This is a genomic window from Brenneria corticis (assembly GCF_003115855.1).
In the GTDB taxonomy this organism is placed as follows: domain Bacteria; phylum Pseudomonadota; class Gammaproteobacteria; order Enterobacterales; family Enterobacteriaceae; genus Brenneria; species Brenneria corticis.
Window position 1 is genome coordinate 1 of record NZ_KZ819102.1, and the last position, 23,456, is coordinate 23,456.

27 protein-coding genes are annotated in these 23,456 nt (G+C 49.2%); 26 read left to right on the forward strand and 1 reads right to left on the reverse strand.

Annotated elements, in window-relative coordinates; genetic code table 11:
* A partial coding sequence (locus DDT56_RS24655; RefSeq protein ID WP_246856863.1) for a helix-turn-helix domain-containing protein occupies positions 1–204 on the forward strand: 204 nt, incomplete at its 5' end.
* A 143-nt stretch (positions 205–347) separates the two neighbouring features.
* On the forward strand, positions 348–680 hold the full coding sequence (locus DDT56_RS22325; protein WP_136168578.1) for a hypothetical protein: 333 nt from the start codon (positions 348–350) through the stop codon (positions 678–680).
* A gap of 170 nt (positions 681–850) precedes the next feature.
* Here the strand turns inward: DDT56_RS22325 and DDT56_RS22330 are convergent, their stop codons facing one another.
* A complete protein-coding gene (locus tag DDT56_RS22330; protein ID WP_136168579.1) occupies positions 851–1,408 on the reverse strand; it encodes an AAA family ATPase in 558 nt (185 codons plus the stop codon).
* 298 nt (positions 1,409–1,706) lie between these two features.
* On the opposite strand from DDT56_RS22330, the gene ccdA reads away from it, so the two are divergent.
* The 24 genes from ccdA to DDT56_RS22455 all read left to right on the forward strand — a co-directional run bounded on the left by ccdA (position 1,707) and on the right by DDT56_RS22455 (position 23,449).
* Positions 1,707–1,925 carry a type II toxin-antitoxin system antitoxin CcdA gene (gene ccdA, locus DDT56_RS22340; protein ID WP_136168580.1) on the forward strand — a complete coding sequence of 73 codons (219 nt, stop codon included), beginning with the start codon at positions 1,707–1,709 and terminating at the stop codon, positions 1,923–1,925.
* A gap of 2 nt (positions 1,926–1,927) precedes the next feature.
* A complete protein-coding gene (gene ccdB, locus DDT56_RS22345) occupies positions 1,928–2,233 on the forward strand; it encodes a type II toxin-antitoxin system toxin CcdB (protein ID WP_136168607.1) in 306 nt (101 codons plus the stop codon).
* Between the two features lie 306 nt (positions 2,234–2,539).
* Complete coding sequence (locus tag DDT56_RS22350) at positions 2,540–4,087, forward strand: nucleoside hydrolase-like domain-containing protein (protein WP_136168581.1); 1,548 nt, start codon at positions 2,540–2,542, stop codon at positions 4,085–4,087.
* 1,203 nt (positions 4,088–5,290) lie between these two features.
* Complete coding sequence (locus DDT56_RS22355; protein ID WP_136168608.1) at positions 5,291–5,791, forward strand: SH3 domain-containing protein; 501 nt, start codon at positions 5,291–5,293, stop codon at positions 5,789–5,791.
* 25 nt (positions 5,792–5,816) lie between these two features.
* On the forward strand, positions 5,817–6,323 hold the full coding sequence (gene tssJ / locus DDT56_RS22360) for a type VI secretion system lipoprotein TssJ (protein WP_136168582.1): 507 nt from the start codon (positions 5,817–5,819) through the stop codon (positions 6,321–6,323).
* A 24-nt stretch (positions 6,324–6,347) separates the two neighbouring features.
* On the forward strand, positions 6,348–7,691 hold the full coding sequence (gene tssK / locus DDT56_RS22365) for a type VI secretion system baseplate subunit TssK (RefSeq protein WP_136168583.1): 1,344 nt from the start codon (positions 6,348–6,350) through the stop codon (positions 7,689–7,691).
* A gap of 18 nt (positions 7,692–7,709) precedes the next feature.
* The gene (locus DDT56_RS22370; protein WP_136168584.1) at positions 7,710–8,948 is read left to right on the forward strand and encodes a DotU family type VI secretion system protein; all 1,239 of its coding nucleotides are present in this window, start codon (positions 7,710–7,712) and stop codon (positions 8,946–8,948) included.
* A 2-nt stretch (positions 8,949–8,950) separates the two neighbouring features.
* The gene (tssM, locus tag DDT56_RS22375; RefSeq protein ID WP_136168585.1) at positions 8,951–12,568 is read left to right on the forward strand and encodes a type VI secretion system membrane subunit TssM; all 3,618 of its coding nucleotides are present in this window, start codon (positions 8,951–8,953) and stop codon (positions 12,566–12,568) included.
* Positions 12,569–12,584: 16 nt separating this feature from the next.
* Positions 12,585–13,292, forward strand: a complete 708-nt coding sequence (gene tagF / locus DDT56_RS22380; protein WP_136168586.1) for a type VI secretion system-associated protein TagF — start codon at positions 12,585–12,587, stop codon at positions 13,290–13,292.
* A gap of 15 nt (positions 13,293–13,307) precedes the next feature.
* A complete protein-coding gene (tssA, locus tag DDT56_RS22385; protein WP_136168587.1) occupies positions 13,308–14,321 on the forward strand; it encodes a type VI secretion system protein TssA in 1,014 nt (337 codons plus the stop codon).
* A 65-nt stretch (positions 14,322–14,386) separates the two neighbouring features.
* Entirely contained in the window at positions 14,387–14,926 is a 540-nt protein-coding gene (gene tssB, locus DDT56_RS22390) for a type VI secretion system contractile sheath small subunit (RefSeq protein WP_168197675.1), read from the forward strand.
* A gap of 3 nt (positions 14,927–14,929) precedes the next feature.
* Entirely contained in the window at positions 14,930–16,429 is a 1,500-nt protein-coding gene (gene tssC / locus DDT56_RS22395) for a type VI secretion system contractile sheath large subunit (RefSeq protein WP_136168589.1), read from the forward strand.
* A gap of 81 nt (positions 16,430–16,510) precedes the next feature.
* Positions 16,511–17,338 carry a glycoside hydrolase family protein gene (locus DDT56_RS22400; protein WP_246856864.1) on the forward strand — a complete coding sequence of 276 codons (828 nt, stop codon included), beginning with the start codon at positions 16,511–16,513 and terminating at the stop codon, positions 17,336–17,338.
* The gene (locus tag DDT56_RS22405) at positions 17,335–17,703 is read left to right on the forward strand and encodes a hypothetical protein (protein WP_136168590.1); all 369 of its coding nucleotides are present in this window, start codon (positions 17,335–17,337) and stop codon (positions 17,701–17,703) included. Before DDT56_RS22400 ends, DDT56_RS22405 begins: the two co-directional genes overlap by 4 nt.
* 237 nt (positions 17,704–17,940) lie before the next feature.
* Positions 17,941–18,738: a lysozyme inhibitor LprI family protein gene (locus DDT56_RS22415; protein WP_136168591.1), complete on the forward strand. Its 798-nt coding sequence runs from the start codon at positions 17,941–17,943 to the stop codon at positions 18,736–18,738.
* 119 nt (positions 18,739–18,857) lie between these two features.
* Positions 18,858–19,295, forward strand: coding sequence for a T6SS amidase immunity protein Tai4 family protein (locus DDT56_RS22420; protein WP_136168592.1), 438 nt, complete (start codon positions 18,858–18,860; stop codon positions 19,293–19,295).
* A 61-nt stretch (positions 19,296–19,356) separates the two neighbouring features.
* Complete coding sequence (locus DDT56_RS22425) at positions 19,357–19,827, forward strand: hypothetical protein (RefSeq protein ID WP_136168593.1); 471 nt, start codon at positions 19,357–19,359, stop codon at positions 19,825–19,827.
* A 99-nt stretch (positions 19,828–19,926) separates the two neighbouring features.
* Positions 19,927–20,328 carry a Rap1a/Tai family immunity protein gene (locus tag DDT56_RS22430; protein ID WP_246856865.1) on the forward strand — a complete coding sequence of 134 codons (402 nt, stop codon included), beginning with the start codon at positions 19,927–19,929 and terminating at the stop codon, positions 20,326–20,328.
* The gene (locus DDT56_RS25090) at positions 20,328–20,591 is read left to right on the forward strand and encodes a hypothetical protein (RefSeq protein WP_335341475.1); all 264 of its coding nucleotides are present in this window, start codon (positions 20,328–20,330) and stop codon (positions 20,589–20,591) included. The genes DDT56_RS22430 and DDT56_RS25090 overlap by 1 nt, the downstream gene beginning before the upstream one ends.
* The gene (locus DDT56_RS25095) at positions 20,567–20,821 is read left to right on the forward strand and encodes a T6SS effector amidase Tae4 family protein (RefSeq protein ID WP_335341476.1); all 255 of its coding nucleotides are present in this window, start codon (positions 20,567–20,569) and stop codon (positions 20,819–20,821) included. The genes DDT56_RS25090 and DDT56_RS25095 overlap by 25 nt, the downstream gene beginning before the upstream one ends.
* Before the next feature lie 233 nt (positions 20,822–21,054).
* On the forward strand, positions 21,055–21,537 hold the full coding sequence (locus tag DDT56_RS22440) for an Hcp family type VI secretion system effector (RefSeq protein ID WP_136168594.1): 483 nt from the start codon (positions 21,055–21,057) through the stop codon (positions 21,535–21,537).
* A gap of 101 nt (positions 21,538–21,638) precedes the next feature.
* A complete protein-coding gene (locus DDT56_RS22445; protein WP_136168595.1) occupies positions 21,639–22,190 on the forward strand; it encodes a hypothetical protein in 552 nt (183 codons plus the stop codon).
* Between the two features lie 122 nt (positions 22,191–22,312).
* Entirely contained in the window at positions 22,313–22,759 is a 447-nt protein-coding gene (locus DDT56_RS22450) for a DUF5675 family protein (RefSeq protein ID WP_136168596.1), read from the forward strand.
* A gap of 9 nt (positions 22,760–22,768) precedes the next feature.
* Positions 22,769–23,449 carry a hypothetical protein gene (locus DDT56_RS22455; RefSeq protein ID WP_136168597.1) on the forward strand — a complete coding sequence of 227 codons (681 nt, stop codon included), beginning with the start codon at positions 22,769–22,771 and terminating at the stop codon, positions 23,447–23,449.
* The last annotated feature ends 7 nt before the right edge of the window (positions 23,450–23,456 follow it).

The following is a 23,456-nucleotide window of genomic DNA, read 5'->3' on the forward strand; positions in this document are numbered from 1 at the left end:
GCTGCAATTAGGAGGGAGTCGCCATGGGTAATCTCCCCATTAAAATTATCCGGCTTAATGCATGGTCAGTTCAGAAAAATCCGTGAACTCAAAATGCTTGAATGTGTTTTGCGACTGGCCCATGATATCGAAATCGTAGTAGGGAAAGCCGGTAGCGCTCCGCAAATCGCCAATCCTATCCCCAAGATGGTATTTACTGAATGACTCAAATTTAAGAGGCAATATTTCATGCAACATATTTTTTCTTGTTATTACACATAATAGTGCTGTTTCTATTTTTCTTCTTTTTAATTCGTATTTTTTATCGAATTCGTGACAAAAAGAAATCTAATGCCAATGATATAACAATGAAAAAAATATCTCAAAACTCATTTATATTGAGGAAATTAGGAATCGACAGGGAAGATTATTATTATGATTGTTTTTATTTTTATCAGATTCGAGAAAAGCATACTAATAAAATACCTCTAACAAAAATAATAAGAGTCAAGCCAGATATAATTAAAATAAACGGGAGACGGAGATGGTCAGTCCGGTATATTGCTAATGACGCAGAAAAAGAGGTGACATTCGTTCATAATTTCACACTTTTTAATCGGAATTTCGCTGGGTTCCTATCTGCTGTAAAAGAAGCAAACCCTAACGCAGAAGTAAAAGAACTGACTATTTTTTCATCTTGATTGGATAGTATGTTCCATTTTGTTGCCGTTGTGTTCTGGTTTCAGTATTTATCTTCATACTGATAGAACTGGTTTTCAGCTACAATTATCACCAGAATACAATCTATTAATTATTACGTGTAGTGATATTCCATTATGGCCGACTGACTATGGCATACTGACAATAATGCTCATAATAAATCCGCATATTGCATCTTTGATATGACAAAATCGGCACGTTCATCGACCGGCACGCAGGGCAGCGTCAATAATCGGTAACCGTATTTTTGGTATGTATTGAGCATAGCCCGGTATGTGAACTCGGCTTCCTCAAATGATTGTTTTCGCTCCGTATCTTGCGCATAGATTTCGCGCCACGGCGGAGCAATAAATACGCTGTCAGAATAGCGGAATTGGCGTATTGCTTCCTCCAGATACGTTGGTACAGGTAATTCACAAAGTCTCAGATAGCCTGCTATATCAGGGATACCACGATCAAAAAAACACGGTACATTACCGTCTTCAGGGATGTGGTATGAGCGCATTTCCCAACACAACATCATTTCTGCAAATGCCGCACGATCACCCCATGGCAGGGCGTTTCCGCCAATAGCGACCTGATCCTGAATAATAGCTCGCCCTGCCTCTGCTGAGCAGGTGTATCCCCGTTGAGTAAGAGCATCTATGAGCGTACTTTTTCCTGAACCGGGACCGCCGGTCAGCACAATACGTTGCTGAATATTAACCATACAATTCTCCTCTGAATCACGCAGAATAAAAAGACATTAATTACGCGACCGTGTTTAAAGACGTCCCCCGCCCCATTGCTATTTTTCTCGACGAACTGAAATTCCCTCTGTCAATACCTGTTCGCCAGTATAGAACACACCATCGTTAATCATCAGCATATGCCGCTGCAAACGCGCCACCGCCATGTTTTTCGGGTTTATACCCTCGCCGTTCGTAAGGTGCCCCTGTCTCTTGGTTGATTGCTGAACAATCATTTAAAATATATACTCACAGTATATACAAAAGAGGAGCACGACCATGAAGCATCGAGTCAGCGTTACCGTGGACAAAGACAATTATCAGATTCTGAGCGCTGCCGGAATAAATATCTCCGGCCTGGTGAACGATGTAATTGGAAAGGAGGCCCGTCGAATAAAGGCTGAGGAGTGGAAGAAAGATAGCCGTGAAGGAATGGAAGAAGTCGCCAGATTTATCTCGCAGAATGGCTCCTTCGCCGATGAAAACAGGGACTGGTGATCGTGCAATTCCTTGTTTATCAATACAAGCGGACAAGCCATTACAAAATGTTTGTCGATGTGCAAAGTGATATTGTAGAGACGCCAGGGCGACGAATGGTCATACCACTCATAGCATCGCATCACCTGTCAGAGAAAGTAAATAAAACCCTGTTCCCCCTGATCGGTATCAACGGCGAAAATCACCGGCTTATGACAACTGAACTATCAAGCGTCTCAGTTGACGTCATCGGCGACATTATTGCAGATGTAAGCGACTGCGCCGATGAGATCAAAAATGCCATCAACCTCATGTTCTGGGGGATCTAAAAATTCTAAGTACCGTGACGCCCCATCCAAAGCGGGAAAAACAGGCAGCCTAAATCAGTTTGACGTTGCAACAGGTTCAGATTCGATTGCAACGCTGAGTTCGTTCTCACCTACCCTATCGCCAAACAGCATTACTGCTTTGCCATCATGCTGATTTGAAAGCCCCCCCCTGTTTTTTGTGATTTAAACCGCAAAAATAGTTTTTATTTTTTATTTTGTTTCCATAGCTAACTAATGTGTTCTCATCAGCTATTCACTCTCGCCAAAAAACATAATTAATTGATTTCATTATCCATGAGGTTACAAATGCTCAACTCAACGCACAACGCCATCACCAAAGGCATGCTACTTATCTCCCCGATTTTGTTCACCGCGGCGCTGCCTGCCGCAGCCGCTGTAGCCGATGAGTCTATGCAGCAAATCGCCGGCAAGACCCTGCCCTATCAGGAAAAGCCCCGCGTCTTTATTCTGAGCGACATCGGCAACGAACCGGACGACCAAATGTCGCTGACCCGCTTTCTGCTCTATACCAATGAGCTGAATGTTGAAGGTCTGGTCGCCACAACCTCGACCTGGCAGCGGGAAAAAGTCCGTCCCGACATGATTGAACTGGTGGTGAATCACTATAGCGAAGTGCAACCGAACCTGCTGAAACACGATGCGAATTACCCTGCCGCCTCGTTGCTGAAATCGCTGATCGCCTCCGGTCAGCCCGCTTATGGCATCGCCGCCACCGGGAAAGGGAAAAATAGCCAGGGTTCGGATCTGCTGTTGAAATCCATCGAAAAAAGCGCTGATCCGGCCCACCCCTTATTCATTAACCTGTGGGGCGGCGCCAACACCCTAGCCCAGGCGCTGATCGACTTATCCCAAAAACACCCGGCGCAGCAGGTTGAAGCGCTGACGCGTAACCTCGTCGTCTATTCCATTTCCGACCAGGATGACGCCGGGTATTGGATCAGACAGCACTACCCCCAGATCACCTATATCGTCGATCCTTCCAGTCAGAACGGGGAAGACTATGCCAGAGCCACCTGGACCGGCATCAGCGGCGACAAATTTTACCGTAATGCGCCCGGCGCGGATTTCACCACGGTTTCGCAAAGCTGGCTCGACAAAAATATCCGCAGCAAGGGGCCGTTAGGGAAAGGGTATCTACAATATATATTTATTATGGAAGGCGATACGCCCGCGTTTCTCGGCCTGATTCGCAACGGTTTGAACAGTGACAGGAACCCCGGCTGGGGTGGCTGGGGCGGCCGTTACATCGTGCGACAGCCGCAAAATGAAACCCGCCCTATCTGGAGCAACGGCGGCGATTTCTACCCCGGCAACCCAAACGCGGCGGATACGGTCACTGGCAGCGACGGCCAGAAATATACCTCCCATCAGGCGACAATCTGGCGCTGGCGTACGGCATTTCAGCATGATTTTGCCGCCAGAATGGACTGGAGCATTAAGGACTACGCTTCCGCCAATCACAATCCACTGGCCGTGGTGAATGGCGAAGCCGGGAAAGATGTGCTCAAGATCGCCGCCCGCGTTGGGGAAACCGTCACGCTTAGCGCCAAGGGCTCCCACGATCCGGATGGGGATAAGCTCAGCTATAGCTGGATCCATTACCCGGAAGCCAGCTCCGCCATTTCCCAAATGGTCGCGATGGACCAGATCGTCGGGAAACCGGGGGAAGATTTCCTGCAAAAACCGCTGGTGCTGTCGTTAGAAGATGATGGCAGCGAGACGATAAAAGTTCAGGTTAAAAATAAGGGCACGGAGCACATCATCCTGGCGGTTACCGACGATGGCGACCCTGCGCTAACCGCCTATCGCCGCATCATTGTTACGGCGCAATAACGGCCCCAGCGGTTTTTATCCGCAGCCGCCACCGGCACAGCCGCGGCAGGATACCTGCCGCGGATGCGATGCAATAAACAGGCGGCCCTGGCCGATCCTGCCACTCGTTGATTTGCTCGTTGCAGAACTTCGCCAGTTGCCGCCGTATCCGGTGCAGCGAAAACACCGCCGTTAGCCCTACGCCGAAAAATAACCGCTACCCGGTTTACAACGCTAGTTTATCCACACAACCTGAACCCCAATAGGTACAATGGTAATTATTAATATAGAATTATTTATCACACTTACTATTTCCACTTTAATAGTTGATTCAAATAACTCACCTTAAATCGCAAATTAATTACGGCGTACCGCCGGTTAATTTAGTTAAAATATTAGGATTTATTTAAACTCTCAAATTTAGAAGGTAGCTGAGATAGAAAAATACAGGTGGTTGGGTAATTTTGTTCCTAATAGAAATCATTAAAAGTGATATCATTACCATGCTAATTATCTTATCCCTAACCGATCGGACCAAAGAATTTCAGCCCTTGCAAGCATCGTCGAGATTTTCCATAAATAAAGCGGGCACCCTTGGTACGGCCACACTCCGCATAATCGTATTAATGCCTTAACAAAAAAATTCAGAAACTTTCCCTAAGATATGTAACCGCGCCTCGAATGCGAATACAATAGCTTAATGGAGTCAACATGTTGAATGTAAGACAATAAACAACAGGATGAACCCGGCGCTATCTTGCTATGCCGCCATCATTTTAAGATTAATCTCAATCTCTATGGTGCTGAAATCATAGACAAAAACAATTGGCGTTAAGAAATGGAAAACAAAAGATAAAATTTACGCATAATCATAAAGTTAACATCCTGGATACATAATAAAAACCAATACTGAATTTTACTTGTGTTATGAATAACGCTGAAAAACTCATCGTTTGGTGAGCATTTCATATAATTAACGCCTTTTTATGTAACGAGAACAATATTGAATTATCGGCCAGTCTATGTAGAATCACGCCATCAAGTTCTGACAACCTCAAATAGCAGACCTGGCTTTACTCTGCGTAAAGTCCGTGCGGTAGCTATGTCTTAATAAAAATAGCTGTTCGGGAATACAGCTATTAAACGAGTTATTCAATAATATCGTTCAGTAAGCACTCAGAAATTTGTTTCGTACGTACAAACTATTTGCAAAGGAAAGTCATGATGAATATGCGAATCGTATTAGTTCTACTCTCTGCCTTTGGCCTTGCCAACTGCAAAGCCCCCCCGCCCCCCGCATTAACTGATGACACCATCGTGACCAATGAAGTCAATGGCGTCACGTTAGTGCATCGTCATGCCATTGTTCCACCTCAAGAATTCCAACCTATTAACCAGGAATACCGGGCTCTTTACGCCGCGTCGGTCATGAGCCGTCCCGACTTCAGCGGCAAGGTGGTTCGCCATCTCGAAAACACCCATACCTACAACGTACTTGGACAGGTGGAAAACGCCTGGCTGGCGATCGCCGAACAGGGCCAGGAGGAACTGATTGGTTATGTTCCGCTGCGCGCTGCGGTAAAAAGCGAACTGTATGAAGAGACGCTGAAAAAAGACCGGCTGCGTAAACCACGGCGTCAAGCGCAGAAACCAACCTGCGTGTCGGTGGATGGCAGCGGCAAAGCCTGCCGCAATACCAACAGCGGAACCTGGATTATCGACTAATCTCGCGTCAACCTAACAACACAACATGAAAAAAAAATCGGTTTTATACCAGTCTCTACTGGTGTTTTTCATAGCCGCTCTCACCCTGCTGAGCGGTTGTGTTTCGTCTTCACGCAGCGAGCCTTCCAGTTACATTCTGAACTTTTATGCGCATCCGGACATTAATGACGCCGCGCCGCTAAAGGTCAGAGTTCTGTTATTGAAATCCGACGCCGACTTTATGTCGGCGGATTTCTACTCGCTGCAAAATAATGCCCAGGCAGTTCTCGGCGCCAACCTGCTTAACGTTGACGAATTTTTCCTGATGCCAGGACAGCTCAACAGGACGCCGACCGGTCAAACCCCTACGGATGCGCGCTACATTGGCATCATGGCGGAATACCAGGTGCTGGATGGCAAAAAGTGGCGAATCTCGCTTCCTCTTCCCGCCGCCAACAAAGACAGCTTCTATAAGTTCTGGAAATGGTCGTCTGACGAACTCAAAGCCAGCGTTTTTCTTGATATTAATGGGATTCGCGTCGTCAACGAGTAATGGAAGTTCCAACAGGAAATCAGTATGAATAAAGCAGAAAAAGTGGTCTGGAGCGAAGGGATGTTTCTGCGCCCTCATCATTTCCAGAGAACGGAAAGCTTCCTGCAAAGCCACATCCGTGAATGGGGAAATTTACAGCGCTCCTACCTGTGGGGATTTCTCGATCTGGAATTTGACGAGGCGATGTTGCGTCAGGGATGTATTGCGCTGAGTTATGCCAGCGGTTTGCTGCCGGATGGCACCCCGTTTTCCTTTCGCGATGCGCGGTACGGGCCGGCGCCCCTGGAAATTCCGGATAACCTGACCAACGCACGGGTGGTGCTTGCGCTGCCCGCCCGGCGTGACGGACGTGAAGAGGTGATTTTTAGCGAATCGGCTGATTCTCTTGCCCGCTATATTGCTTTTGAAGAAGAGGTGGATGACGACAACGCCATCTCCATAGGCGCGGCGGCGTTACAGTTCGGCAGGCTGCGTTTGAAACTGATGCTGGAAAACGAACTCACCGCCGAGTGGACCGCCATCGGCGTGGCCGAGGTGATTGAAAAGCGCAACGACAACCAGATACGTCTGGATACCAGCTACATTCCCCCCATGCTCAACGCCGTCAACAGCGTGCAGATCTATAGTCTGCTCAATGATATGCAGGGGTTGCTACAGCAGCGCAGCCAGCAGATGAGCCAGCGTTTGCGCCAGCCGGGGCGTTTTAATACCTCCGAAATGGTTGAGTTCATGCTGCTGGCCTTAATCAATCACCATATAGGTCATATCACGCATCTGCGTTCGCTGCCCCTGCTTCATCCGGAATCGCTGTGGCGCGATTGGCTGCCCCTTGCCACGGAGCTGACTACCTGGCTGCCCCAGCGTATGCCAGACGCCTCCCTGCCGGTCTACGATCATGACAATCTGGCCGTCTGCTTCGGCAAACTGATGCTGGTGCTGCGTCAGGGGCTGTCGCAGGTAATGGAAGAAAGCGCCATCCAACTCCCGCTCACCGAACGTTCCCATGGGCTCAACATCGCGACGCTGCCGGAAAGCAGCATGGCGCGGGAGTTTGGATTCGTGCTGGCGGCCAAAGCCAGCGTGCCGGGTGAAATGCTGCAAACTCATTTCCCGGCACAAATGAAAATCGCCCCGGTCACCAAAATTCGCGATCTGGTACAGCTTCAGTTACCGGGCATGGTGCTGCGCGCCATGCCGATAGCTCCCCCGCAAATCCCATGGCATGCCGGTTACAGCTATTTTGAACTGGAAAAAGGCGGTGAGCTCTGGAAGGAGATGGAAAAATCCGGCGCGTTCGCGCTACATCTCGCCGGTGAATTTCCCGGACTGGATATGGAGTTCTGGGCCATCCGCAGCCCATCAGAATAACGACAACGAGAGCTCACTATGCAGGAACGACAAGCCACTGGCGGCAATACTATTCTTTCCGGCGCGAGCGGCGGCAACCCTCTGGTTGCCGCCGCCAACCCACTGCTTAATGCTATCCATCAGATTCGCCACTCTGTTTCGCACGACGACCAGTCCGGGCTGCGCCAGCGATTGATCGACGAAATCCGCCGCTTCGAGGTGCGCTGCCAACAGACTGAGCTTCCTTATGAAGTCATCATCGGCGCGCGCTATTGCCTGTGTACCGCGCTGGATGAAGCGGCGGCGCTTACGCCGTGGGGCAGCCGCGGCGTCTGGTCCGGCAGCGGCCTGCTGGTGACCTTCCACAATGAAACCTGGGGCGGGGAAAAATTCTTCCAGTTGCTGGCTCGCCTTTCGCAGAATCCGCGTGAGCACATCGTGCTGCTGGAGCTTATCAACTATTGTCTGCTCCTTGGTTTTGAAGGCCGTTACCGCGTAATGGATAACGGACGCACCCAGTTGGAAACCATTAAACAGCGCCTGTGGCAGATGATTCGCGGCGTGCGCGGCACCTACCCCCCGCGCCTTTCGCCGCACCCGGAAGATCAGCCGGTAATACGTAAGCTATGGAGGCCGGTGGTACCGCTCTGGGCCTGCGTCGCGCTGGTCGGGTTTCTGGGCTGTCTGTTCTACATCAGCCTTAACTGGCGTCTGAGCGATAAAACCAGTCCGGTGCTGGCGAATATTTATCAGACAACGCTTCCGGAAGTGAATATTCAACGACCCGTGGAGCAGTTGCCCGCCGTACTGAATCTGCGCGGTTTTCTGCGCCCGGAAATTGATGCGGGGCTGGTGGCGGTGCGCGACGAGCCGGATCGCAGCGTGGTTATTCTGAAAGGCGACGGGCTCTTCGCCTCGGCGTCCACCGTGGTGCGCGATCGCTACGAACCGGTAATCGATCGCATCGCCCAGGCGATGAATAACGTCAGCGGCAAAATCCTGGTGGTGGGCTATAGCGATAACGTGCCTATCCGCAGCGCGCGTTTCGCTTCAAACTACGAATTGTCCCTTTCCCGCGCCGAGTCGGTGCTGAAAATGCTGCAAAAGCACCTTGCGCGCCCCGAGCGGGTAAAAGCCGAGGGTCGCGGCGAGATGAACCCCGTCGCCCCGAACGATAGCGCTGAAAACCGCGCCCGTAACCGCCGAGTGGAAATCACCCTGCTGGTATCGACTGAAAACATTCAGGCCGAGCTGAACGGATTGGCGCAAGGAAATTAAGGATGCTGAATATTCTCGTTTCAATACTGACTAACCGTATCCTCTGGGGCTTTCTGGGCGCCACGGCGCTAGCCGCGGTAATCTGGATGATTGGCCCGCTGTTTTCCATCGCCGATATCCGCCCGCTGGAATCCGTGCAGAACCGCATTATCGGCGTCCTGGTGATTTTTCTCATCTGGATTCACGCCCACCTCGTGCCGCGTATCTACAGAGCCTGGCTCAACCGCCGTCTGATGGATAACCTCAACGCCGCACAGCCAGAGCAGTCGAAAGGCGACGGCGCGCCGCTTAATAATGCCGATCAGATCCTGGCCGAACGCTTTGACGAGGCGGCGGAGATCCTGAAAAAAGCGCACTTCAACGGCTCGTCGCAGCGCGGCGCCCAGTGGACTCAGCGCTTCAGCAATCAGTATCTCTATCAATTGCCCTGGTATGTGATTATCGGCGCGCCGGGCTCCGGTAAAACCACCGCGCTGATGAATTCCGGCTTGCAGTTCCCGCTGGCGGACCGTTTCGGCAAAACCGCGCTGCGCGGAATAGGCGGTACGCGCAACTGCGACTGGTGGTTCACCAACGAAGCGGTATTACTGGATACCGCGGGGCGTTACACCACTCAGGAAAGCGAACAAACTCAGGATGCCGGCGAATGGCTGCGTTTTATCGAACTGCTGCGCAAATACCGCCGCCGCCAGCCGATTAACGGCGTCATTATCACCATAAGCGTTTCCGATCTGCTCACCCAAACGCCGGAAGCCTCCCGGCAGCAGGCGGTAAACCTGCGCCAGCGTCTACAGGAGCTGCACGAACAGCTGGGTATTCGTTTCCCGGTTTACGTACTGGTCACCAAAGCGGATCTACTAAAAGGTTTCCGTTCTTATTTCGCGAGCTTTGATAAAACGCAGCGTGACCAAATCTGGGGCTTTACTTTCCCGTGGGAGCGCTCAAAGCAGGCCGATTTTGATCTTATGGGCGCATTTATGCAGGAGTTCACTCTGCTGCAACAGCGCCTGGACGCCGGCCTGCCGGATACCCTGCTGCAAGAGCGGGATACCAAAACGCGCGCCGAGAGTTTCCTCTTCCCGCAGGAGTTCGCCGCTCTGCGCCCGCTGCTCGCGGATTACCTGAGCACCGTCTTTGCCCGTTCCAATTTTGAAACCGAATTCTCGCCACGCGGGATCTATCTGGCAAGCGGAACCCAGGAGGGGCTGCCGTTTGACCGGGTGATGGGAGAACTCAATCGCGCCCTTTCACTGCCGGTAAACAATGCGGATGGCGACAGCTGGGATTCCGTCAGCAAAGAAGCGCCCATTCCCGCCGGCAAGGGGCAGAGCTTCTTTATCAAGGACCTGCTGCAAAACGTCATCTTCCGGGAGGCCGGCATTGCGGGGCAAAACCGCTGGTGGGAGCTGCGCAGCCACGCGATCATCTGGTCCGGCTACGCGGCGCTTCTGACGCTGCTGGTCGTGTTCGGCACCCTGTGGCTGATCAGTTACGGCCGGAACAATAGCTATCTTGACGAGGTTCAGGCAAAAATTCCGGGCGTAGCGCAGCAGAGCAAAACGCTTCAGGGACATAGTCAACAGGATCTGTTCGATTTGCTGCCGCTTCTCAACAGCCTCGCCAATCTTCCGGCCAGCGCGGCGTTCGACGTCAACGATCCTCCGCTGACTCGCCGTATGGGATTGTATCGCGGCGATGACATCAGCAATGCGTCACAGGCTCTGTACCAAAAATCTCTACAGCAGTTACTGCTGCCGGCGGTAACCCAACGCATCACCACCTGGTTGCGCAACGACAACGGCAGCGACGCGGAATACAGCTACGAAGCGCTCAAAGCCTACCAAATGCTTTACCAACCTAAACATTATGACGGCAAATTCCTGCATTCCTGGGTAATGCTGAATCTGCGGCGCAATCTGCCGCAGAATGTGACCCAGGCGCAGCTTAGCCAGCTGGAGCGGCACCTGGCGCAACTGCTGGAGCCGCAGATTCAGTCATCGCCTTATGCCAAAGAAGAGGCGTTGATCGGCCGTCACCAGGCGCTTATCAAGCAGAACCCGCTGTCGACTCGCGTATACGGCCGCCTGAAGCGATTGCTGGAACATGACGAAAGCCTACAGCCGGTCTCTTTGACAACCCTCGTCGGCCCGCAAAGCGAATTGGCGTTTTCCCGCAAAAGCGGCAAATCCATCAGCGACGGCGTGCCGGGCCTGTATACGCCCGATGGCTACTGGAACAGCTTTAACGGCCGGATTGACGGCGTCGCCGACGCTTTACATAAGGACGACGTCTGGGTACTGGGCATGAACGCGCCGCAGGAAGACAAGCAGCAGACCGACAACGCCGTGCGCCAGCTATATATGCGGGATTTCATCGCCAACTGGGACGGTTTCCTTGCCGATATTCAGCTTAACAACAGTGCCGACCTCGCGCAGCGCATCAATACCATACGGCTAATCTCCAGCAGTAACTCGCCGCTGCGCAAGTTGGTCATCAACCTCGGCAAGGTGTTGATCATCGCCCGTACCACGGAAAATGAGGAGGAACAGGAACCGTCCCTGCAAAACGGCAATAGCAGCACGCGTACTCTGGAAACGCTGTTCGGCAATAATGACAACGCGCCGATAGCCACTGCCGGCGCGCAAACGCCGGAACAGCTGGTCACCGATCACTATACCCCGATCATTGAACTGGCGAAGCCGCTGGAGAAAGGCAGCAAAACCATCGTATTCGACGATTTTCTCAGGCAGGTCGACGATCTTTACCGCTATCTAACCGCCGTCCAGGACGCGGCCAACAGCGGCATGACCGCGCCGGGGAATGACGCCATCAGCCGTCTACAGGCCAGCGCGGGTCGTCTGCCAAAAGAGTTGCAGGGGATGTTCAGCAGCATGGCGGTCGGTGCAAGCAGCGATACTCAGCGCCGGGACCTTGAAAACATCCGCAAACGCATCAGCGTCGAGGTAGGCAGCTTCTGCCGTCAGGCCATTGCCGGGCGCTACCCGCTGGTTCGTTCAGCCAGCAATGACGTAACCCCGGACGATCTGGCGCGCATGTTTGCGCCGGGAACCGGACTGATGGACACCTTTTTTCGCGACAACCTGACCAACAAGGTCGATACCACCCAGCAGCGCTGGCGCTTTACGCCGGGCATCGATGGCAAAACCCTGCCCGGCAGCGAAGGCCTGCTGCGCCCATTCCAGCAGGCGCAATCCATACGCGACGCCTTTTTCGCCAACGGTACGGCCACGCCATCCTATCGAGTCACCGTGCGCACCGTGCGGATGGATAACACCATTCTTAATCTGACGCTGGACGTGGATGGCCAACAGCTGCGTTACAGCCACGGCCCGCAGGCCGTTCAGTTGGTAAGCTGGCCCGGTCCGGGCGGAACCAACCAGGTGCGGATGCAGTTGGGGCTGACCAACGGAACGACCTCAACGCTGGTAACCAACGGTTCCTGGGCGCTGAACCGTTTTTTCGACCGCGCTCGCATCACGCCCGGCGGCAATCTCAGCCGTCAGGCCACTTTCACGGTTGACGGACATCAGGTAACGCTGGAATTTGTACCGAACAGCATCCGCAATCCTTTCCAGCTTCCCGGCTTCGTATGCCCATAACCGCAAGGAACGGACTATGAGTAACTACCCTGTGATTAGCTGGTACGGAAAATTGCCCAGTGCCGGCGACTTTTTACAGCGCCGGTTCCCCGATGCGCTGCTGCGCCAGTGGTCGCACTGGTTTCAGGTAGGGCTGCTGAACTGGCGAACAGACGAAGAGCGCGCTGCCGGCAGTCGCCAGTTCGGCAACGCGCCGGTGTGGAATTTCGTGGTGCCGCCGATGCTCGGCAGCCAGCAGGTACAGATAGGCTGCCTGCTGCCCGGACGCGACAGCGTAGGCCGTCAGTATCCGGTGTGCGCGCTGTGCGCTTTTAATCCCGCGGAATGGTCGCCCCGACTGCTGGCAATGGCTGGCGATTGGTATCAGCAACTGGGACGCACGCTCCACCACGCCGTGCACAATGGCTATTCGGCCGAGCAGCTTGACCAGACGTTGCTCGCCATCCCGGCGCCGACCGTACCCGCGCAGGAGTCTCGTTCAGAAATTCTGGAGGTTATCGGCTATGAGGATGCTCCCGCCAATCTAAGCTGGTGCCAGGCCAGCGACTGTTTTGACCCGCAGCGCCAGACCAGTTTCTGGTGGACCAACCGCAGCGACGGCTATCCGCTCTATACCCACGTCCACAGCGGCAACTTCACCGGACAGCTGTTTTCGCTGTTGTTCGACCCCGCCGGCGGCGCACGTCCCGGTCGACACGGACTCTATCCGCCGATGTTTGAATAAATCGCAGGAGAGCGAATGGATATTGAAACCTTTCTCACCCCGGTGACAGCGGAAAAGCCGTGTGGGGAAAACCTTGAATACGATGCCGACTTTCAGGCGATGGAGCAGGCAAGCCAGGGCAAAGCCGAGCAGCAATTCGGCGAGACGATAATCCCGGCGGAACCCGCCGACTGGACCAAAGTCGAGAAACTCGCCGCCTCCCTGCTCGCCCGTACCAAAGATTTGCGGGTCATGCTCGCACTGACCCATGCCTGGACCAAACGCCGCGGCCTGCCCGGTTACGCCGACGGCCTGCTGCTTATCCAGCAGGCGTTGTTACTCTACTGGGAACCGCTCTATCCGCAGTTGGAAGAGTATGGCGCGCGCGATCCCTTTTACCGTATCAATGCGCTGGCGGCGCTTGGCGATAAATCGACGCTGACGGCCACGCTGCGCCAGGCCAAACTGCTGCGCAACGCCGCGGATGAAATCACCCTGCGTGACGCCCAGGCATTGCTCGACGGCAGCAAAACCGAATGCCCGGACTACCCCGGGGGCCGGGCGCGACTGTTGGACGAGCTGGCCAGCAGCAACCAGTCGGGCATCGAAGCCATCCAACTGATCAATGAGCGGCTTAAAACCATCGGCGAAATACTCGTCGAGCATCTGGGCGAGAGCGGCGTACCGGAGATGGAACAGTTGCGGAAACTGGTCAGCACTATCGCCGAGTCCTGTCAGAGCACCGATCTTTCAACCTTAATCCCCACAAGGGAGCCGGAGATGAAACAGGAAACCGTACCCGCACCGACCGTTTCCGCCCCGCGCGGGGAAGGAGACTGGCGTTCCGCACAGGTTCGCTCCCGTGAGGATGCGCAGTTGATGCTGGAGAAAGTGAAGCAGTACTTTGTCCTGCACGAGCCCAGCCACCCTGCCCCGCAGATGATCGAACGCGTGCAGCGGCTGATTGAAATGAATTTTATGGACATTATTCGCGATCTGGCGCCGGACGGCGTCAATCAACTGGAAAATATCTTCGGACGCCGCGAATAGCCGTGTCCGCCCGTAACGGTAGTGGGCGTTGACGCCTGCAGCCAGACTTTCAACGCGCATATCCGATGGAGAATATCATGCCAACCAATAAATCCAGTGGGCAAAAATTTATCGCCCGAAATCGCGCGCCACGCGTACAGATTGAGTACGACGTAGAGATTTACGGCGCGGAACGCAAAATTCAGCTTCCGTTTGTCATGGGGGTGCTGGCCGATCTGGCAGGAAAACCCGTCGACCCGCTGCCGTCGATTGATGAACGCAAGTTCCTTGAAATCGACATTGATAACTTTGACGAGCGCATGAAAGCGCTGAAACCCCGCGTTGCCTACCAGGTCGATAATACGCTGACCGACGAAGGCAAGATTAACGTCGAACTGACGTTTGAAAGCATGGAGGATTTCCAGCCCGATGCCATAGCGCGCAAAGTCGAACCGCTTAACAAACTGCTCGAAGCTCGCACTCAGCTTTCCAACCTACTGACCTATATGGATGGCAAAAACGGCGCGGAAGAACTGATTGCCAAAGTGCTTCAGGACCCGACGCTGCTCAAGGCGCTGAGCCAGTTGCCCAAGGGTGATAACGCGGAAAAAGGTAACGAGGAGTAATCGATGAGCAATCCTTCCCAACAGCAGACACAGCAATCGCAGAAGACGTTCAGTGAAGACGAATTCAGCGCACTGCTTAATAAAGAGTTCCGGCCGAAGACCGATCAGGCGCGTTCGGCGGTGGAAAGCGCGGTGAAAACGCTGGCCCAGCAGGCGCTGGAAAATACGGTGACCGTCTCTTCCGATATCTATCGCACCATTCAAAATCTGATCGCCGGCCTGGACGAGAAACTTTCCCAGCAGGTTAACCAGATTATTCACCACGAAGAGTTCCAGAAGCTGGAAAGCGCCTGGCGCGGGCTGAACTACCTGGTCAGTAATACTGAAACCGACGAGATGTTAAAAATTCGCTTTATGAGCATCTCCAAGCAGGAACTGGGCCGCACCTTGAAACGCCACAAGGGCGTAGGCTGGGATCAAAGCCCGATCTTCAAAAAAATCTACGAAGAGGAATACGGCCAGTTCGGCGGCGAGCCGTTCGGCTGCCTGGTGGGCGATTACTACTTCGACCACAGCCCGCAGGACGTGGAGTTGCTGGGTGAAATGGCGCGTATTGGTTCCGCCAGCCACTGCCCGTTTATTGCCGGTACCGCTCCAAGCATCATGCAGATGGAATCCTGGCAGGAGCTGGCCAATCCGCGCGATCTGACCAAAATTTTCCAGAACACCGAATACGCCGCCTGGCGCAGCCTGCGCGAGTCTGAAGACGCGCGCTATCTGGGCCTGGTGATGCCGCGTTTCCTGGCGCGCCTGCCGTACGGCGTGCGCACCAACCCCGTCGACAGCTTCGATTTTGAAGAAGAAACCGACGGCGCCAACCACGGCAACTACACCTGGACCAACGCCGCCTACGCGATGGCCGCCAACATCAACCGCTCATTTAAAGAATTCGGCTGGTGCACCTCCATCCGCGGCGTCGAATCAGGCGGTTCGGTGGAAAATCTGCCCTGCCACACCTTCCCGAGCGACGACGGCGGCGTGGACATGAAATGTCCGACTGAAATCGCCATCAGCGATCGCCGCGAAGCGGAACTGGCGAAAAACGGCTTTATGCCGCTGGTACACCGCAAAAACTCGGACTTTGCCGCCTTTATCGGCGCCCAGTCGCTGCAGAAACCGGCGGAATACCACGACGCCGACGCCACGGCCAACGCGCGTCTGGCGGCTCGCCTGCCCTACTTGTTCGCCTGCTGCCGCTTTGCGCACTACCTCAAATGCATCGTGCGCGACAAGATTGGCTCGTTCCGTGAGCGTGATGAAATGGAGCGCTGGCTAAATGACTGGGTAATGAACTACGTCGACGGCGACCCGGCCAACTCGTCTCAGGAAACCAAATCCCGCAAACCGCTGGCCGCCGCCGAAGTGCAGGTGCAGGAGATCGAGGACAACCCGGGTTACTACACCGCCAAGTTCTTCCTGCGTCCGCACTACCAGTTGGAAGGACTAACCGTCTCTCTGCGGCTGGTTTCAAAGCTGCCATCGTTAAAGACGAAAGAGGCGTAATGTAAAGGTTACGGAGCCGTATGAGTACGGCTCTGTTTTCCAGTCCTATCAGTACTGGGATATGAATAAAATATGGTCCGGATGAAAAAATATATTATGGATATAAAATACTCTGTTGGCATGCACGGTGTGAATAATTTTGACGATGTCAAAGTTGTTCAGGAATTACTCATTAAAAAAGGATATAAACTAAGGATAGATGGGATTTGTGGGTATAACACCATCAAAGCCATAAGATTATTTCAACGCCATTTTTTATCATCCCCAGATGCTAAAGTTGATACGAATGGAAAGACAATAAAATATTTACAACAGGGAAATTTTTCAAAAGGGAATAGCGCCACGACACCCCCTCCTCTTTCATCAGTAAACAATGTCGGTGATATTGGTGGTTTAAAATACAACCCATCCGTAATGAGCTTTAGTCGCCAAGGTATTTTATTGTTAAAACAATATGAAGAATTACGACTAAAGCCTTATGATGACCAAACAGGAAAAACTATCACAAATTATGTTGCAGGAGCGACTATAGGCTATGGATATCTTATATCAAGTCATTCCGAGTTCGATAAATTTAAGGATGGGATAACAGAAACTCAAGCAGAAACACTTTTCATAACAACATTAGTAAAGTTCGAAGATGCCGTAAAAAAATATGTAAAGGTCAATCTTACACAAAATGAGTTCGACGCTTTAGTTATTTTTTCATATAATGTCGGTGTCGATAGCCCTAAAAGCGGTTTCCCTGGCTCAACGATGCTAAAAGTAATAAATGGATTGAGTAATGAAGATCTTGATACTGCATGGAAAATGTGGATAAAGAGCCAAGGAAAAGTAATGCAAGGATTATTAAACAGACGAATGTCAGAATTAAATGTTTTCCATAAAGGAGTTTATGTGAAATTATGAGAAAAATTTTACTACTAACAATTTTTAGTGCGATATTTCCTTTATCATCTTATTCAGAAACAACGGAAACATTTAAAGGAAGTAAATATATTGCCGAAATAACTTCGCATTGCGAAGAGGGTAATATTTCTTGTAAAAATGTTACATTGATTTCAAAAAGTATCAAAACAAAACAATCAATAGAATTAAAAGGAGAAACAGTAAATATAAATTGCCCTGGAACTTGCGACTTTAGAGGTTACACCTTCAAAAATAAAAACTATATTTACACGTTATTAAGCGATAATCATCAATTGAATAAATGGAACTACATCATAATGGAAGATGATAAAATCATTTCAAAAGATCATGGGATTATCGAGTAAGATGTATTTTTAATGGATCACCCTCCAATTATTCTAGAAAGAAAATAGATACCAAGAATCCTGACGGGCGCTTCTCAAATGTTTGTGATTTTATCAATCAGGGTCAGATCTCTGATGCAATGACAGAAATAAAACGAGCAATTACGAGCCGGGGGACTGTCATGACAGGATTGGTTAATCGTCGAAATTATGAAGTTAACCTCTATCTGAATGGAATTTATGGAGCATAATTAATCGATGGCTTTAAATAAATTGAAAAAATCAAGTATATTTTTCACTGCTATCTTTTTATCAACAACCGTATTTGCGGATGAGCAAAATCAACTTTTCGGAATATGGCAGGTGACAGAAGCTTCAATCAATACGGAAAGCCAACGTACGCTTAATTATCAATATAACGATGACCGCCTGGTTGGACGCGAAATAACCATTGCCCCAGAGTCGATCTCAGCAAATTTTCCGGGCTGTGTTCATTGCCCGTTGCCGGATTTCAAAAGTGAGCCCATGACATTAGATACCTGGGTTGCTAAAACCGAAGGTGATACAGACGGTGCAAACGCAAAAAGTTATAATCTGAACTCACCAGGCAATGAAAAAGTCACCGTATTCACTACCCGCTGTGCAGCCGGTAACTTCTCTTCTGGCGGCGATGCCAGCGGTAATGCCTTGCTCGCGCTTTCACAGCACAAGATACGGCTTAACTGGAGCGATGGCATCATTTTAACGCTTCAACCGGTGGATGCCAAAACCGCGCCTGCCCCTTCTTTTGACTGTGCCAAAGCAAGCAATGAGACCGAAAAAGCAATTTGCGGCGATCGAGAGCTTGCTTCTTATGATGTCAGCGTGAAACGTTCCTTCGATTTTTTCCGTCAACAAGCCGGCGAAGTGGGTAATAGCGGTTTACAACAGCAAATCACTCAGGAACAAAAGAGCTGGTTACGGGAACGTAATGTATGCGGTAAGGATAAAGCCTGTCTGAAAACAGCCATGCAAAATCGCCTTGAGGCATTGGCCCATATCATGGATGGTCAATAAATAAAAAAACCAATTACAATATAGAAAATTGCCCATGAGCAAAACATATGCTGGTGTGTTTTATACCTGCCCACACTTTTCATTCAGCCAGGATCCAAAAACCAGTTTTGGGAGTTGTCATGAAACGACCCATTATATTTACATTGTGTTCAATACTGTTAGTGGCCATCGTTCACGCTTCCGATAAAACATTGTTTGACCCTGTTGATTTTATAAAAAAAATGCCTTATCACCAGGTGGTTAAAGAACTGGCTTTAGCCCGGTGTATTGCACAGGTATCGACAGAAGACACTCTCTTTTCTCTGGATGCGGCCAGAACAGCAAATGCCATGAGAGAATGGATGCCTTTTGATATTGAAAACGGCGATCGGAAAGTTAATGCGCTTATCGATAAATTCAAGTCGACCTATAATCCGTCACACCGCGAGGTGGGCCCGGATACCCAAGGCGTCACGTTAAATTGCCTGCGACTCTATCACAGCCCGGAACTGGACAAGTTATCTCGCGAGGTTATTGACGGCAACCCTGACCATACCTGGTATCAAGATAATAAATAATAAAGATTTTTAAATTTATGCAGACTTTAGGAAAAGAAGTCTGGTTCTGGGAGTTGCTATAATGACGATGAAAAAATATATCCTCGCCGTTTTCTCGCTGCTGTTTATCAGCCACCAGAGCTATGCGGAGCCTGCCGTCACAGATAGCTTTACCTTTAAAGGCCATAAAATAACCCTGACACAGAATCAGCAGAAGTGTCAGCTAGAAGTTTCATCTTCGGATCAGAAAAAGTTGCATCCTCTTGCCCTGACTGCTCCTTGCTACTTTTTGCGCAATGGGGATTCTGATCCCCAGAGCTATCGTTATCCTGATGTAAACGTAGAAGCAGCATTTATTGTTCTCGGTAATCCAGTGTCGGCCGATGAACGGGAAATTTGGAATCTTTCGTCGGATATACAATGTGGAACTCAGGGACAAGGACTGCTTTTTGACGGCGTACGGTTTAGCGTGAGCCAAAAGACATTGAATAGAATATTGATATGTAAAGACAAGGGAAGCGATGAGAAGAACTATCGGTTCCTGTGTAATTAAGAAAAAAAATTAAATAACCATACGGTTTTCTATTTTTGGAAATGAGCACCTATATCCACCCTACCGTGAATGAAGGCATTTACATAAAGAGATATTTATATGGTAAATAAAAATCATTTTTTACTGTCAGCGGTTTTCAGTTCGATGCTAGTGATATCGCCACTGGCTTCAGCAGGCCAAGAAATACGCGATCCTGCACTCATAGAGGGACAGATTTCTCGTAACGACGTAAATCTTAGCGGCAGGGACCTTCTACGTGCATGGACTGCTCAAAATGATAACCAGGCAAGACAACAAGCTGATATGTATCTATTAGGTGTTTTCGATGCAACAGAAGGAAAATCCTGGTGTAGTTATAATGTTTTGAAATCACTCACTTTAAGCGAAATTGTATTTTCATATTTTAAGAAATTACCTGCTGAAAGATTACAGGAAAGAGCTGCTCACCTGATAGAAGAGGCTTTAATACAGAATAATTCATGCAAAGAAAGGAGAAAGTGATGAAACCATTATATGAACAATTAAAAAAACATCACTATTCATCCCGAGGTGAGAACCCTAGTTTTGTTGCTTCTAAAGATATATATGCAGAAATAGGTTATGACTATACAGAATTAATCAAAGAAAACCAAAGTTATCAAAACACCTGCGCAGTTAGGATGAGCTTGGCATTATTGAAATGCAATACTTCTTTCCAAGGGCGCATTTCGATTAAAAAAGGTCCTTATAAAGGAAAAAAATTGAGCCTGGCGCTAAATTATTAGCGGACCAACTTTATAAAGATAATGTTTTTGGAAAAGCCGAATTATATACAGACGCTAATCAGGCTGCCCGCGCATTGAGAAATAGAAAAGGCGTTGTCTTCTTCAATGCCATCACTAACTATGGAGGCGGACATATCGACCTCCTGGAACCTCTGAGTGATAATATGCATCAATGTCACTCTGATTGTTTTTTTAACTGCAAAGAAGTCTGGTTCTGGGAATTAAAATAAACCCTATACAAAAATTTTTATAGATTTCATTGATATAAATTTAATAATCATATCGATTTTAGCCGCTTGCCCACAGGTAAGCGACTGAGATGATTGGACAGATATTCCATCTGTCCAGTCACGAGGCAGAGGTAAAATATGGACGGTTTTATTCAGCCCCATGCTTTCCTGTTTGCCATATAAGTGCTTTTTCGAAAGCAATATATTGTAACTAACAACGAAGAGTAGATATTATGGCTATTGATATGTTCCTGAAAGTTGACGGTGTAACCGGTGAATCAAAAGATTCCAATCACACTGGCTGGACTGATATCACGTCTTTCTCCTGGGGCGCTTCCCAACCGGGAAATATGGGCGTGGGCGGCGGCGGCGGCGCCGGTAAAGTGAATTTTAACGATCTGCACGTTAATGCACTGATTGACAAATCCACCACCGCAATCCTGAAACACTGCTCCAGCGGTAAGCACCTGACCAAAGTTGAACTCTCGGTCTGCAAATCAGGCGGTCAACAGGTGGAGTACACCCGCATTACGCTGGAAGAAGTTCTGGTCACTTCGGTACAGTACACCGGTGCGGATAACGGCGACACCGTCGGCGTAAACTACGCCTTCCAGGCGGCGAAAGTGAAACAGCAGTACTGGGAGCAGACCGCTTCCGGCGGTAAAGGCGCGGAAAGCAGCGCTGGCTGGAATATCAAGGAAAATAAAGAAGCGTAAAAAATTAAGCTCTCTTTATCGGGGGCTAATTTTGGCCCCCGAATATTAATTATGGATTGTGCCTTAAGTTAAGGAAGGATAATAGTCATTAAGAAAAAATCATGCGTATTTTAATATCGACTTTTTTCATGTTGACATCGACATCTATCTTTGCCTCAACATCGCTTCAATCAATTAATGCAACTATTTTTGAGAAACCACTATATCAAAAGGCGCTGAAATACTCCATTAACGGGGGTTCTCCGGTTGATGAGCAGAATTTTAAAATAAACATTAACAACCAAGAAGCTGGGTACTTTATTTCCGGTAAAGGATTCAATCAAAATGATGACAATGTCTGCTTTGTTGGTTGGTCAGTCAATAAGCCAGAGATTATAAAACTAATACCAACAATAGGTTTCAGCAACTGGGAAGCAGAGGTTTGTAATAAAACAAAATCTGTCGGTATCATTTCTGCTAAAGATAGCGCAGTGGTTAAACTGGCGGTTGTATATGAAGCAGCTTCGCCTAATGCCATCGCCAACGAATCTGTTGTTTTTACTATAGATAAAAATAACAACCTGGAAATCGATGCGACATTGACGGATAAAATTGGTTCATTGGGCGCAACTAATATTGCGGAGCTTAGGAAGTTGTATAATAAAAACAATTAAGCAAAATACAACATATAGAAAAACCACAATATTTATTCACTTCTTTTTCAAATTCTCGGGAGAGATTCGCTGATAAAGGTTACACAGTTAATTATAGGATATCAATAAATAGGGAAAAGAATATGGCAAACAACGTAATATTAATAAAAAGGCTCTGGCAAACAAATAATTCAACTATAAGCACTTATGAAATTTCAGGAAGCTCTACAAAAGGCTACATTCTTGAGCGACCTGGGCCAGACACAACCGTTTCAGGCTTAAGACAACGCATTCCAGAAGGATCCTATAAAATAAAATGGCATAACAGTAACATTCCTTCTGTAAAACCATACAACCCAGTTCCTTTACTTTATAATGCTAACGTACCACAATCTCGATATATTCTTATTCATAATGGAAACTATCCGAGAAACACAGATGGTTGCCTTTTGATTGGAAGCACTAAAGGAAATGACTTCGTTGGTGGAAGTGTTGTTAAACTAAAAGAGTTAAAAGAACTTATCTCTCAAGAAGGTATTGAAAACTTTACCATTATGATTACATCATGTTACGTAAACTGCAATAAATAAAGAGGCGTTATGTTCAGAAAAATACTTTCACTCTTGTTTTTTATTGTTATTGCACCATCAAGTTTTGCAAATCAAAAAATAAACGACGGTATATTACAAGCATACTGGTTGCCAATCTGGAATGATTCAGCCACCGTAAATAATCCAGTTTTATATTTCCGCTATTTTTCACTAGACGAAAACTCACGCATCGATAAGATAATTAATCTCGACGTGGACACAGGGAAGAAAAAAGATAACTTATTGAAAGAGTACTTCAAAGATATTCCTCATAACTTTCTTAAATATAAAGAAGGTCATATAGAACGTATTGGCGGGTTAGTCGTAGATAATATCTCTGTAACAAAAGAGTGCGATCACACATATCATAACGCCAGACTGATTACATTCACACCAGGGCAGAATCGTGAATTCGATATTCAAAAACTTGAAGAGAGCGCTGGCTGTGAAGCTTACCCATACGTTGTAACTTATTCTGTTAAAGAAGGTGTTGACTCTCTTTATTTTAAAGAAACACCGTCAGCTAGTGCGAAGAAAAGTGCAGAAATCCCGGTTGGTACGCCATTAATAAAAATTAAAACAATAAACGATAAGTGGATCCTGGCGGCAATATATGATGCGGGCAAACCAGACCTGCTCGGCAATCCGCAAGGTTATATTGAACTTGATAAGCTTCAACCGCTTAACTAAGCGTTTT